Here is a 13,199-nt window from a genome sequence, read left to right as displayed (position 1 = left end):
TCAGGCCCGTCCCCGGTAGGTGGCGCGGCTGCCGACCGCGTCCTTGTTCAGGCGCTTCGAGAGGTGGAGCCCCTCGAGGACGAGCTCGACCGCGCTCGCCACCCGGGCCGGCGACGCGCCCTCGCCGACCAGCTCGCGCACCGGATCGGCCAGCGAGGGCATGGCGTTGAGCAGGCCGACGTAGTCGGTGGCCGACACGTCCTCGCCGGCGTCGACGACGGTGCCGGCCTCGAACCCCTCGAGCACGGCGCGGAAGTGCTCGGGCGACACCCGGTCCTTGAAGACGGTGAGGACGGCAGCCCGGAGGAGGTGCTCGACGATCTGGCCGTCGCGGCCGTCTTCGAGCGTCTCGATCTCGACCTTGCCGGAGGTGGAGCTGGCGAGGGCGTCGAGGTCGCTCACCCTCGGGACGACCTCGGTCTCGCCCTGGCGGAGCGCCCGGCGGGCGGCGTTGGCGACGAGGGTCTCGAGGTTGGCGACGGTGAGGCGCACCGACACGCCGGAGCGCTGGTTGATGTGCGGGCTCTGGCGGGCCAGGTGGCTGAGCGTGGCGACGATCTCGGCCATGTACTCGGGGACGTGGACCTCGACCCCCGGTGCTTCGAGCGGTCGCGCCTCCTGGGCCGCGATCTCGACCTCGGTGGCGACCTCGAGCGGGTAGTGGGTGCGGATCTGGGCGCCGAAGCGGTCCTTCAGCGGCGTGATGAGGCGGCCGCGGTTCGTGTAGTCCTCGGGGTTGGCCGAGGCGAAGAGCATCACGTCGAGGGGCAGGCGGATCTTGTAGCCCCGGATCTGGACGTCGCGCTCCTCGAGCACGTTGAGCAGGCCGACCTGGATGCGCTCGGCGAGGTCGGGCAGCTCGTTGATGGCGAAGATACCGCGGTTCGTGCGGGGCACGAGCCCGTAGTGGAGGGTGAGCTCGTCGGAGAGGTAGCGGCCCTCGGCGACCTTGATGGGGTCGACCTCGCCGATCAGGTCGGCGATCGACGTGTCGGGCGTGGCGAGCTTCTCGCCGTAGCGCTGGTCGCGGTGGACCCAGTCGATCGGCGTGTCGTCGCCCAGGTCGTCGACGAGGTCCCGGGCGTGCTTGGAGATCGGGTTGTACGGGTCGTCGTTGATCTCGGAGCCCTCGATGATCGGCAGCCACTCGTCGAGCAGCCCGGTGAGGGCGCGGATCATGCGGGTCTTCGCCTGGCCGCGCTCGCCGAGGAAGATGACGTCGTGCCCCGCCAGCAGGGCGTTCTCGAGCTGCGGGAGGACGGTGTCCTCGTAGCCGAGGACGGCGGGGAACAGCGGTTCGCCGGCGGCGATGCGGGCGACGGCGTTGCGACGCACCTCCTCCTTGACGGGGATGGACTCCCAGCCCGACTCGCGGAGCTGGCCGAGGGTGACAGGTCGCGACATGTGACCGACGCTACCGCCGCCCGCCGAGGATCGACAGGGCGCGCGAGGGCCACGGTTGGCGTCGGGACCCCGGGGGGTAGCGTGCCGCCGGTGCAATCGGTCGACCTGTCCGGGACGTGGCGGGCCGTCGTCGCCGACGAGGAGCGACGGCGGACGTTCGCCGACCTCGACGCCGACGACTCGTCGGCGGCGGGGTGGTCCGACCTGCGCGTCCCGTCGCACTGGCGGTCGAACCCGGCGTTCGCCCGCACCGACGGTCCCCTCCTCACCCGCCGCCGCTTCTCGCTGCCCGCTCGGGGTCGAATCGACGTCGAATCGACGCCGACGGGGCAGGACCGGTGGTGGCTGGTGCTCGACGGGGTCGCCTACCAGGGCGACGTGTGGCTCGACGGCCACTACGTCGGCGACACCGAGGGCTACTTCTTCCCCCACGGCTTCGACGTGACCGACCTGCTCGCCGACGGCGACGACCACGTCCTCGCCGTCGAGGTCACGTGCTCGCCCGCATCCGACCGCACCGCCAAGCGCAACCTCACCGGATCGCTGCAGCACTCGACGTGGCTCGACCCCAGCTGGAACCCCGGCGGCATCTGGCGTGGGGTCCGCGTCGAGCGGAGCGGCCCCCTCCGCATCCGCCACTTCCGCGTCCGGTGCACCGAGGCGTCGCCGTCGCGGGCCGTGCTCGCCCTGCGCGCCGTCATCGACGCCCAGGAGCCCGGCACCGCGACCCTGCGGACGACCGTCCGACCCCACGAAGCCGACGACGCCTCCGACCCGGCCTGCTCCCACCACGCCGTCCACGTGCTGGCCGCCGGCGAGAACCGGGTCGAGTGGACCGTCGAGGTCGACGACCCCGATCTCTGGTGGCCCCACGCCCTCGGCGCGCAGCCGCTCTACGACGTCGACGTCGACGTCGTGCCCGGCGGCGATCCCGACGAGCCCGACGCCGAGCCGGACGAGCCCGTCGACGCGAACTCCCTCACCGGCGACGCCGCGCCGAGCGACCACCGCCGGATCAGGACCGGTCTCCGCCGCATCGAGATGTCCGACTGGATCCTGTCGGTCAACGGCCAGCGCCTCTTCCTCAAGGGCACGAACCTCGGCCCCACCCGCCAGGACCTCGCCGCGGCAACCCCCGAGCAGGTCCGCGCCGACGTCGCCGCCGCCAAGGACCTCGGCCTCGACCTCATCCGGGTCCACTCGCACGTCGCCCGCCCCGAGCTCTACGCCGCCGCCGACGAGGCGGGCATGCTCGTCTGGCAGGACCTCCCCCTCCAGTGGGCCTACGCCCGCAGCGTCCGCCACCAGGCCGTCCGCCAGGCCCGGGAGGCCGTCGACCTCCTCGCCCACCACCCCTCGGTCGCCATCTGGTGCGGGCACAACGAGCCCCTCGGCGTCGGCACCGTCGCGTCCGGGACCGGCGACGACGACGCCACGGCGGTCGCCGAACGGCGACGTCGGCGCCTCGGGCAGGTGCTCCCCAGCTGGAACCGGTCGATCCTCGACCGGTCGATCCGCCGCACCCTGCGCTCCGTCGACGGCACCCGACCCGTCATCGCCCACAGCGGCGTCCTCCCCCACTTCCCGCAGCTCGACGGCACCGACTCCCACCTGTGGTTCGGGTGGGCCTACGGACAGATCGGCGACCTGGCCCGGGCCGCTCGCCTGTGGCCCCGCCTCGTCCGGTTCGTCAGCGAGCTCGGGGCGCAGGCGGTGCCCACTCGGGCGGACTTCTGCGAACCCCACCGCTGGCCCGACCTCGACTGGGACGAGCTGGCCGCGCGCCACGGCCTCCGCAAGGACCTCCTCGACCGGATCGCCGATCCCGCCGACCACGACACCTTCGCCGACTGGCGCGTGGCGACGCAGCGCCACCAGGCCGAGCTCCTGCGTCGCCAGGTCGAGACCCTGCGGCGCCTCAAGTACCGCCCGACCGGCGGGTTCGCCCAGTTCCTGCTCGCCGACGGCCATCCGGCGATCAGCCACTCCGTGCTCGACCACGAGCGTCGACCGAAGCTCGGCCACGCCGCCCTCCGCGACGCGTGCCGTCCGGTCATCGTGGTGGCCGACCCGCTCCCGATCGCCGATGGCCGCCGACGAGGCCGTCACGCGTCGACGAACGTGGACGTCCACGTGGTGAGCGACCTGCGCGTCACCCTCGTCGACGTCGAGGTCACCGCCGAGCTCCACCGCGACGGCGCCGACCCGGTGACGCACCGCTGGATCGGACGCCTGCCCGCCGACGAGTGCAGCCGCATCGGCACCATCGACGTCCCGTCCGGCCCGGCCGGCGACGGCACCACCCTGCGCCTCACGGTCACCGGCAGCGACGGCGACGTCATCGCCACCAACGAGTACGTGCGCTGAGACGCCTGTCCGCCGGGTAGGGCCGCCGGATGAGCGAGTGGTTCGGGTCGAGCTGGAGCACGATCGGCTGGGTCGCAGCCAGCACGGTCGCCATGTACGCCACGCTCCTCGTGACGGTGCGCATCGCAGGGCGGCGCACGGTCGCGCAGCTGTCGGCGTTCGACGCCGTCATCACCATCTCGTTCGGCACGCTGCTCGCCTCGACGGCCCTCGCGCCGGATCCGAGCTACGTGCAGGGCACGACGGCGCTGCTCACGCTTCTCGCCCTCCAGGTCGGCGTGGCCTTCGTCCGCCGCCGCTCCGCTCTGGCCCGGCGGCTGCTCGAGTTCGAACCCGAGACCGTCGTGGACGACGGCAGGGCGACACTCCCGACCGGCCTGTTCACCTCCCAGCTCAGCGAAGGTGAGCTGCGCAGCCGCCTCCGGGAGAAGGGGCACCACGACCTCTCCGGACTCATGGTCGTGGTCCTCGAACCGGACGGCGGCATCTCCGTGCGCACCGACGAGTGACGCGGCATCTCCGCTTTTCGACCGCTCGACGGGCCCAGGGGTAGGTTTCGGTCACACCCACACCCCTGCCGGAGGCGCGAGCACCGATGCAGCAAGCGAACGAGCGGGCGACCAAGGTGCGCCCCATCGCCAGGCGGCCGAAGCGGCAGCTGCCGTTCCCGCTCAACCTCTACCAGACCGCGGTCGGCAAGAAGTGGGTGATGGCCCTCACCGGCATCGCCCTGCTCGGCTACGTGCTGGCCCACATGATCGGCAACCTGAAGCTGTACTTCGGGCCCGAGGACATGAACGCCTACGCCGACTGGCTGCGCCACCTCCTGTACCCGGCGCTCCCCGAGGGCTGGATGCTCTGGATCATGCGCGCCGGGCTCCTCGTCGCCTTCGTGCTGCACCTCCACTCCGCCTACAGCCTGACGATGATGAACCGGGCCGCACGCCCCGTCGGCTACCAGGGCGACCGCGACTACATCGCCGCCGACTTCGCCGGCCGCACGATGCGCTGGTCCGGGATCATCGTCCTGCTGTTCATCGTCTGGCACCTGCTCGACCTGACGATCGGCGCCGAGCCGGTGAACGGCGAGTTCATCAGCCACGACCCGTACAACAACGTCGTCGCCAGCTTCGAGCGTCCGCTCGTCGCCGCCTTCTACGTGGTCGCCAACCTCGCCCTCGGCCTCCACATCTTCCACGGGGCATGGAGCATGTTCCAGAGCCTGGGCGCCAACAACCCCAAGCTGAACCCGATCCGGCGGCCGTTCGCCGTGGCGTTCGCCGCCATCGTCGTGGTCGGCAACGTGTCGTTCCCGATCGCCGTGCAGGCCGGGCTCGTCGACCAGGACAACCGCACGACGCCCTACGCCGACGAGGTCCACGAGGAGGCCCTCCGATGACCGCCACGCCCATCGACGCCAGCCCCCGGCTCGACTCCAAGATCCCCGCGGGCTCCATCGGCGAGAAGTGGACGAACCACAAGTTCGGCTCCAAGCTCGTCAACCCCGCCAACAAGCGGAAGTACCAGATCATCGTCGTCGGCACCGGCCTCGCCGGCGCCTCGGCCGCCGCCACGCTCGGCGAGCTCGGGTACAACGTGAAGGCCTTCACCTTCCACGAGTCGCCCCGCCGGGCGCACTCGATCGCCGCCCAGGGCGGCATCAACGCGGCGAAGAACTACCAGAACGACGGCGACTCGGTGTACCGCCTCTTCTACGACACGGTGAAGGGCGGCGACTACCGCTCCCGCGAGGCCAACGTGCACCGCCTCGCCGAGGTCAGCGTCAACATAATCGACCAGTGCGTCGCCCAGGGCGTCCCCTTCGCCCGCGACTACGGCGGCCTGCTCGACAACCGCTCCTTCGGCGGCGCCCAGGTGTCCCGCACGTTCTACGCCCGTGGCCAGACCGGCCAGCAGCTGCTGCTCGGCGCCTACTCGGCGATGATGCGCCAGGTCGCCGCGGGCACCGTCGAGCTGCACACCCGCAGCGAGATGCTCGAGGTCGTCATCAAGGACGGCGTGGCCGCCGGCATCGTCGTGCGGGACCTGACCACCGGCGAGGTCACCTCGCACTCCGCGCATGCCGTGCTGATCGCCACCGGTGGCTACTCGAACGCCTACTACCTGTCGACCAACGCCATGGCGTCCAACGTGACCGCCGCCTGGCGGGCCCACCGCAAGGGCGCGTTCTTCGCCAACCCCTGCTACACGCAGATACACCCGACCTGCATCCCGGCGAGCGACGAGTTCCAGTCGAAGCTCACCCTCATGTCGGAGTCGCTCCGCAACGACGGGCGCATCTGGGTGCCGGTGTCGGCCGACGAGACCCGGCCGCCGGACCAGATCCCCGAGTCCGAGCGGGACTACTACCTCGAGCGCAAGTACCCGGCGTTCGGCAACCTGGTGCCGCGCGACGTGGCGTCCCGCAACGCCAAGACGGTCGTCGACCAGGGGCGCGGCGTGGGGCCGCTGAAGAACGGCGTGTACCTCGACTTCTCCGACGCCATCAACCGGCTCGGCGAGGACGTCATCCGTGAGCGCTACGGGAACCTGTTCGACATGTACGAGCGCATCACGGCGGAGAACCCCTACAAGGTGCCGATGCGCATCTACCCCGCCACCCACTACACGATGGGCGGCCTGTGGGTGGACTACGACCTGATGACCACGGTCCCCGGCCTCTACGCCCTCGGCGAGGCCAACTTCTCCGACCACGGCGCCAACCGCCTCGGCGCCTCGGCCCTCATGCAGGGCCTGGCCGACGGTTACTTCGTCATCCCGGCCACGATCGGCAACTACCTGTCGAACCTGCTCGGCACCCAGCCGGTGCCGACCGACGACCCCGTGTTCGTCGACGCCGAGCGCGAGGTCGCCGAGCGCACCCGCCGGTGGCTGTCGGTGCAGGGCACGAAGTCGGTCGACCACTACCACCGCGAGCTCGGCAAGATCGTGTGGGACAACATCGGGATGGAGCGCACGGCTGCCGGCCTCGAGAAGGCCATCTCGGAGATCCCCGCGCTGCAGGCCGAGTTCGAGAAGGACGTGAGGGTCCTCGGCGACGGCGAGTCGCCGAACCAGTCGCTCGAGAAGGTGGGCCGGGTGGCCGACTTCTTCGAGCTCGCCCAGCTGATGGCCCGCGACGCGCTGCACCGGGAGGAGTCCTGCGGCGGCCACTTCCGGGCCGAGCACCAGACCGAGGAGGGCGAGGCTCAGCGCGACGACGAGAACTTCGCCTACGTCGGCGCCTGGGAGTGGCAGGGACCCGACAGCCCCCAGCAGCTCCACAAGGAGCCGCTCGAGTTCGAGAACGTCGCGCTGACCCAGAGGAGCTACAAGTAAGTGGAGACGCTCAACCTCACCCTCAAGGTCTGGCGACAGGACGGACCGAACGACGCCGGTCGCTTCGAGACCTACGACGCGCCGGGCATCAGCGCCGACATGTCGTTCCTCGAGATGCTCGACGCCGTCAACGAGCGCCTCATCGACCAGGGCAAGCTCCCCATCGAGTTCGACCACGACTGCCGTGAGGGCATCTGCGGGTCGTGCGGGATCATGATCGACGGCAAGGCGCACGGTCCCCAGAAGGGCACCGCGACCTGCCAGCTGCACATGCGCCACTACCGCGACGGCGACACGATCGTGCTCGAGCCGTGGCGTGCCGCGGGCTTCCCGGTGCTGCGGGACCTCATGGTCGACCGCACGGCGCTCGACGAGATCATCGCCGCCGGCGGCTACATCTCGGTGAACACCGGCTCGGCCCCGGACGCCAACATGATCCCGATCCCGAAGCCGGCCCTCGACTCGGCCATGGACGCCGCGGCGTGCATCCAGTGCGGCGCCTGCGTGGCGGCGTGCCCGAACAGCGCGGCGCAGCTGTTCACGGCGGCGAAGATCCAGCACCTCAACCAGCTCCCGCAGGGCCAGGCCGAGCGCTGGTCGCGCACCGAGAACATGGTCGAGAAGATGGAGGAGTTCTTCGGCTCCTGCACGAACTACGGTGAGTGCGAGGAGGCGTGCCCGAAGGAGATCTCGATCGACTTCATCGCCTACATGAACCGCGACTACGTCCGCTCGAAGATGCAGAACCGGCGGTTGCTGGGGCAGCGGTAGCGTCCTCGGGGTGCCTCAGACCCTCCTGCAGTTCCTCCGCGGCTTCCTCATGGGATCGGCCGACATCGTGCCCGGCGTGTCCGGGGGGACGATCGCGCTCGTCGTCGGCATCTACGAGCGACTGATCGCCAACGTGCGGGGCGGCGCCTCGGCGCTCGCGTCGGGCGCCAAGGGACGGGCGAGCGAGACGATCCGCAAGCTGAGCCACGTGGAGTGGGGGTGGCTCGTGCCCCTGGGCGTGGGCGTGCTCACGGCGCTGCTCGTGCTCGCCCACACGATCGAGCACCTCCTCGAGGAGCAGCCCGTGCGGATGTCCGGGTTGTTCTTCGGGCTGGTCGCCGGGTCGGTGGTGCTCGCCTGGCGGATGGTGGGGTCGCCCGATGCCGCTCGCCTCGCCGTCACGCTGGCCACGGCGGTCGTGGCGTTCTTCGTGCTCGGCCTGAAGTCGGGCCCCGTCGACGACCCGTCGGTCGCCCTCTACTTCGTCGCCGGCGCGATCGCGATCTGCGCCATGATCCTTCCGGGCATCTCGGGCTCGTTCCTGCTGCTGATGCTCGGCATGTACGACAACGTGCTCGGCCTCGTCACCGACCGCGACGTGCTGCCGCTCGCGGTGTTCGCGGTGGGGTGCGTGCTCGGTCTGGCGCTGTTCTCCACCGGTCTGCACTGGGCCCTCGGCCACCACCACGACACGGTGATGGCGGCGATGGTGGGGCTGCTGCTCGGCTCGCTGCGGGTGCTGTGGCCGTGGCCGGACGGCACGGAGTCGACGACGATGACCGGGCCTCAGGGCGAGGTGCTCGCCGTCGTGGGTCTGATGGCGCTCGGTGCCGCCGTCGTCGTCGGGTTGAGCATCATCGCCGGACGGCGCGACGCCCTCGACGACGTCGAGGAGGCGCACTCCCCGACCTGAGGACGCCGGCTCAGCTGTGCGTGTGGTGGTCGTGGTCGTGGGCCCGGCCGACCACCCGGAGGAACGTGTAGCCGGCGATGCCGGCGATCGCGGAGGCGGCGAGGATGCCCACCTTGGCCTGGTCGGCGACCGCTCCCGGCTCGAAGGCCAGCTCGGTCACGAAGAGGGCGACGGTGAAGCCGATGCCGCCGAGCATGGCGACGCCGAACAGCTGGGGCCACGAGGCGCCGACGGGGTGCTTGCCGATGCCGAGCCGGATGGCGACGAGGGCGAAGGTGAAGATGCCGACGGCCTTGCCGAGGACGAGACCGAGCATGACGCCGAGGGTGACCGGCTCGGTGAACGCCCCGACGAGGTCGTCCCAGCTGAGCTGGACCCCGGCGTTGGCCAGGGCGAACACGGGGACGATGGCGAAGGTGGTCCAGGGGACCAGGCGGTGCTCCAGGCGGTCGAGCGGGGGCTGGGTCTCCTCGGCCAGGACGATGAGCTGGTTGAGGGCGTCGGCCTCCTCTCCGTGCTCGTCCTCCCCGCTGCTCAGGTCCTCGGCCTCGATCATCTCCTCGGCCCGGTCGACGAGGGCGCGGGCCTGCAGGCCGAACAGGGGTCGCTCGATGAACGGCAGGCTCGGTGTGAGGAGGCCGAACGCGACGCCGGCGAGCGTGGCGTGGACCCCGGACTCGTGGAGCGCGAACCAGCAGAAGGCGGCGAGGAGCGCGTACGGGACGAGGGACCGGACGTCGACGCGCTTGAGGCCCAGCGCGACGACGATCGAGGCCACGCCGAGCGCCAGCCAGCCGAGCGACATGTCCGACGTGTAGAAGACCGCGATGACGACGATGGCGCCGAGGTCGTCGACGATGGCAAGGGTCAAGAGGAAGATGATGAGCGAGGACGGGACCCGGCGCCCGACCAGGGAGAGGACGCCGATGGCGAAGGCGATGTCGGTCGCCATGGGGATGCCCCACCCGTCGGCGCCGGCACCGCCGCTGTTGAAGAGGGCGTAGATCGCCGCGGGGACGACCATGCCACCGAGGGCGGCGATCGCCGGGAGCGCGGCGGCCCGGGGGTCGCGCAGCTCGCCGCGGACGAGCTCCCGCTTGATCTCCAGGGCCACGACGAAGAAGAAGAACGCCATGGCGAGGTCGTTGATCCAGCCCCGGAGGCTGAGGTCAATGTGCGCGAGGTCCCCCAGGTGGACGGTGAGGGCGGTGCCCCAGACCTCGGTGTAGGACTCGCCTGCGGGTGAGTTGGCCCAGGCGAGGGCGGCGATGGCCATGGCGAGCATGACCACGCCACCGGCGGCTTCGGTCGAGGCGAAGCGCCGGAGGGGGCGGACGACCGCTCGGGGGACGAGGCGATCGGACTCGCTCCAGGTGCGGGGGAGCGGCGGCTCGTGGAGGGTCGGGTCGGGCACGGCCGGTAGTCTGCCGCTCCGAGCGGCGGCGGCCCAATCTCCGCGGTCCCCGTCGACGCGCCGCCACCGAGCCTCCCCCACCCCCACACCACCACCACCCGCTTGGGGTCGAATCGATGTCGATTCGACCCTGAGATGGCACGGGCGGGCAGGCGGTCGAGGTAGTCGGAGGTGTGGGCCGGGGCGGGCGGGAGGCGGAGACGGAATCGGCGCGCCGGGAGGCTCGGTGTCACTCCCCCTCGGCATCATCGACCCATCGGCGGACCGCCCCGGGTCCGTGCTCGACGTCCGGCGACGTCCTCACCCGCACCGAGACCCGGAGGCACCGATGCACGACGCCCCACCCCCGCCGCCGACACCGCCTGTGCGTGAGCCCCACCGCACGCTCCACGCCCGTGTCCTGGCGCCGCTGCGCCACACCGCTCGGCTCGCGCCGACCCGCAAGGAACGCCTCGTCAGTCGGCGCGCGGCCGCCATCAACCGCGTGGACGAGCTGGAGTCCGAGCTCGGCGAGCTCACCGGCGAACGCCTCGAGCTGCTGGCGGAGCTCGACGACCTCCGGGACCAGATCTGGCCCGTCCAACCATGGCGGAAGGGCCGACGGCCACCGGCGTTCGACCAACCGGCGCTCTCGCCCGCCCCTGCCGACGCCCGTCCTCTCGCCGGGCGCGACCTGCGATCGACCTGCCTCGCCCTGCTCCGACGCCACGGCCCCCAGCAGCTCCGCGACCTCCACGACCTGCTCCACCGCTACGGCTACGTCATCGCCAGCCCCACCCCCGTGCGGACGCTCGCCGACGCCCTCGCCTACGAGCACGAACAGGGCCGTGCGCGGCGCGTGCGGCGCGGCGTCTACGCCGTGCACCCTGGGTTCCGGCCCCGCCGGGGGCGCCACGGCGCGCCGCCCCTCACCGACCCGCCACTCGACGAGGACCCGTTCTCAGCCCCGCGACCGGGAGGCCATCACGACCCCGTCGCTCCCGGCTTCGAGCCACCACTCGACGATCGCCCCGACACCGTCGTCGGCCACCGCCCTCCGGACCCCCTCGACGGGCCTGGTCCCGGCCGACCGCACGGGTCGCGACGTCCAGCCGGGCAACCGCGGCCCGGTACCCCACCTGTGCAGCCGGCCGCCGATCCCGTCGAGCTCGACGGTGTCGTCGTCCAACAACAGCTCCCCGTGCGCCCGCCCGTGCGCGAGGTACCCGTCGTCCGCACCGCCGATCGGCTCCACCCCACCGTCGTCCTCCCACTCCAGGTCCCACCCGATGGGGACGGCCCGACCCCGCCCGGACGTCACCGCGTCCTCCGGCTCGTCCAGCACGAGCCCGAACGCCTCGAGCCCCACGGACCAGTGGCTGAAGGGGGTCTCGCACACGTGGTCGGCCCAGATGCCCGAGGCCCTCAGCTCCAGACCCCCGCCCCGGGGCTCATCGATGTCGTGCTCGTGCACCGTCACGACGCCGTCGGCGGCGCCGAGCACCGACGCCAGGTACGAGACCTGGCGCTCCGCCGGCCGGCGCACCACCGCCACGACCAGCCCGATGCCACGGCCGGGGTCCACCAACCGGAGCTCCCACGTCTCGGACCACGCCGACGACGCCCCCGGGGGGTGCGCCAGCTCGTCCGCCTCGACCAACCCGCCGCTCACCCCGGGTGGACCGGCCGGTCGGCGCGCAGCGCCCAGTCGAGACCTCCGAGCAGCACCTTGGCCGCCGGACGGACGACCAGCGGGTCGGACAGCGGCGGGCTCGGCAGCCACAGCATCCGTCGCGCCCATGCCGGCAGCAACCCGACGGCGGCCGCGGCGATCACCCCGTACGGTCCGCGAGCGAGCAGCGGCACCGGCGGCAGCAGGAGGAAGCGCACGGCGTCTCGCGCCTGAGACCCTGCCGACAGCTCCGGCCGCACCGACCGCAGCCACAGCCTCATCTCGGCGACGCTCCTCGGCACCGCCTCGGCCCCGAGGCGCTCGGCCACCTGCGCCATCTCCGCCACGTACCGGTCGGCAGCGACCGCATCGAGCGGATCGGTCCCGTAGCGCTGCTTGGCCCGCAGGAAGCTGTCGACCTCGGTGACGTGCACCCACGCGACCAGATGGGGATCGGTCGCCGAGTAGGGGCGACCGTCCGGCGCCACGCCCTGCACCCGCTCGTGGATGCGACGCACCCGTCGGATCACCGCCTCGGCCTCGTCGGTGCCGCCGAACGTCGTCACGCCGATGAACTCGGCCGTGCGGTGCAGGCGCCCCCACGGGTCGCTCTTGTAGTCGGAGTGCTCGGCCACGCCAGCCATCGCCAACGGGTGCAACGTCTGCAGGAGCAGCGCCCGCAGCCCGCCGACGAACATCGCCACATCGCCGTGCACGCGCCACGCCGCCGAGTCGGGGCCGAACAGCCCGGGATCGTCGGATGCGGCCCTCGCCACGGGAGGCGGCGGTCGCCGCGAGCCCGACACCATCGACCGCACCGCACCCGCCAACCGCCGCTGCACCTCGGCCAGCGGCTCGTCCAGCGGGGTCGACATGCCACCAAGGCTACGGCGGCAGCACGGATCGAGGGCCTCGGCCCCTACGATGCCGGCGTGGTCACGTTCCTCTCCCCCGCGTGGGTCGCCGAGCTCGACGCCGCGGCGCAGGCCGCCCCCGAGCTCACCGACGTGCTCGGATCCGGGGAGGAGCTCGTCGTCCAGCACGTCGTCACCGACGACGCGGGCGACGAGCGGGCCGCGTTCCACCTGCGCCTCGGCGCCGGCGCCTGCCGAGCCCACCCGGGACACGCCGACGAGCCGACGGTGACGTTCACCCAGACCGAGGCCACGGCGCGACAGATCAGCCAGGGCACGCTCGGCGCCCAGGCCGCGTTCATGTCGGGCCACCTCCGCCTCGGCGGCCGGGTCGACGTGCTGCTCACCCACCACGCCGCCCTGTCGGGGATCTCCGACGTGTTCGCGGTCGTGCGCGAGCGCACCGACTGGTGAGCGGAGCCGCAC

Annotated in this window: 11 protein-coding genes; 7 read left to right on the top strand and 4 right to left on the bottom strand. The window is 72.0% G+C overall.

The genetic code is table 11. The features are described 5' to 3' along the window. Positions 1–1,404, bottom strand: a complete 1,404-nt coding sequence (locus tag GH723_RS01875) for a magnesium chelatase (RefSeq protein WP_153758058.1) — start codon at positions 1,402–1,404, stop codon at positions 1–3. Between the two features lie 90 nt (positions 1,405–1,494). Between GH723_RS01875 and GH723_RS01870 the strand changes: the two genes are divergently transcribed. From GH723_RS01870 to GH723_RS01845, 6 genes are all read left to right on the top strand, one after another. Continuing rightward, positions 1,495–3,771: a glycoside hydrolase family 2 protein gene (locus GH723_RS01870; protein WP_195210461.1), complete on the top strand. Its 2,277-nt coding sequence runs from the start codon at positions 1,495–1,497 to the stop codon at positions 3,769–3,771. Positions 3,772–3,800: 29 nt separating this feature from the next. Beyond that, on the top strand, positions 3,801–4,280 hold the full coding sequence (locus GH723_RS01865; protein WP_153758056.1) for a DUF421 domain-containing protein: 480 nt from the start codon (positions 3,801–3,803) through the stop codon (positions 4,278–4,280). An 86-nt stretch (positions 4,281–4,366) separates the two neighbouring features. Then, on the top strand, positions 4,367–5,170 hold the full coding sequence (locus tag GH723_RS01860; RefSeq protein ID WP_153758055.1) for a succinate dehydrogenase cytochrome b subunit: 804 nt from the start codon (positions 4,367–4,369) through the stop codon (positions 5,168–5,170). Continuing rightward, the gene (locus tag GH723_RS01855) at positions 5,167–7,110 is read left to right on the top strand and encodes a fumarate reductase/succinate dehydrogenase flavoprotein subunit (protein WP_153758054.1); all 1,944 of its coding nucleotides are present in this window, start codon (positions 5,167–5,169) and stop codon (positions 7,108–7,110) included. Before GH723_RS01860 ends, GH723_RS01855 begins: the two co-directional genes overlap by 4 nt. Then, on the top strand, positions 7,111–7,881 hold the full coding sequence (locus tag GH723_RS01850) for a succinate dehydrogenase/fumarate reductase iron-sulfur subunit (protein ID WP_153758053.1): 771 nt from the start codon (positions 7,111–7,113) through the stop codon (positions 7,879–7,881). A gap of 10 nt (positions 7,882–7,891) precedes the next feature. After that, positions 7,892–8,794, top strand: a complete 903-nt coding sequence (locus GH723_RS01845) for a DUF368 domain-containing protein (protein ID WP_153758052.1) — start codon at positions 7,892–7,894, stop codon at positions 8,792–8,794. 10 nt (positions 8,795–8,804) lie between these two features. On the opposite strand, the gene nhaA is transcribed toward GH723_RS01845, so the two are convergent. From nhaA to GH723_RS01830, 3 genes are all read right to left on the bottom strand, one after another. Beyond that, complete coding sequence (nhaA, locus tag GH723_RS01840; RefSeq protein ID WP_195210460.1) at positions 8,805–10,208, bottom strand: Na+/H+ antiporter NhaA; 1,404 nt, start codon at positions 10,206–10,208, stop codon at positions 8,805–8,807. 940 nt (positions 10,209–11,148) lie between these two features. After that, positions 11,149–11,859, bottom strand: coding sequence for a hypothetical protein (locus tag GH723_RS01835; RefSeq protein WP_153758050.1), 711 nt, complete (start codon positions 11,857–11,859; stop codon positions 11,149–11,151). After that, on the bottom strand, positions 11,856–12,734 hold the full coding sequence (locus GH723_RS01830) for an oxygenase MpaB family protein (RefSeq protein WP_153758049.1): 879 nt from the start codon (positions 12,732–12,734) through the stop codon (positions 11,856–11,858). The genes GH723_RS01835 and GH723_RS01830 overlap by 4 nt, the downstream gene beginning before the upstream one ends. Positions 12,735–12,791: 57 nt before the next feature. On the opposite strand from GH723_RS01830, the gene GH723_RS18375 reads away from it, so the two are divergent. After that, positions 12,792–13,187: an SCP2 sterol-binding domain-containing protein gene (locus GH723_RS18375; RefSeq protein ID WP_195210459.1), complete on the top strand. Its 396-nt coding sequence runs from the start codon at positions 12,792–12,794 to the stop codon at positions 13,185–13,187. The last annotated feature ends 12 nt before the right edge of the window (positions 13,188–13,199 follow it).

Source organism: Actinomarinicola tropica (assembly GCF_009650215.1).
GTDB lineage: Bacteria > Actinomycetota > Acidimicrobiia > Acidimicrobiales > SKKL01 > Actinomarinicola > Actinomarinicola tropica.
The sequence above is the reverse complement of the archived record's forward strand: the minus strand, read 5'-3'. Positions and strand labels throughout refer to the sequence as shown.

Excerpts from the sequence above, each read along its gene's own strand:
- GH723_RS01875 (WP_153758058.1), bottom strand. The coding sequence starts at position 1,404 with ATGTCGCGACCTGTCACCCTCGGCCAGCTCCGCGAGTCGGGCTGGGAG.
- GH723_RS01865 (WP_153758056.1), top strand. The coding sequence starts at position 3,801 with ATGAGCGAGTGGTTCGGGTCGAGCTGGAGCACGATCGGCTGGGTCGCA.
- GH723_RS01860 (WP_153758055.1), top strand. The coding sequence starts at position 4,367 with ATGCAGCAAGCGAACGAGCGGGCGACCAAGGTGCGCCCCATCGCCAGG.
- GH723_RS01855 (WP_153758054.1), top strand. The coding sequence starts at position 5,167 with ATGACCGCCACGCCCATCGACGCCAGCCCCCGGCTCGACTCCAAGATC.
- GH723_RS01830 (WP_153758049.1), bottom strand. The coding sequence starts at position 12,734 with ATGTCGACCCCGCTGGACGAGCCGCTGGCCGAGGTGCAGCGGCGGTTG.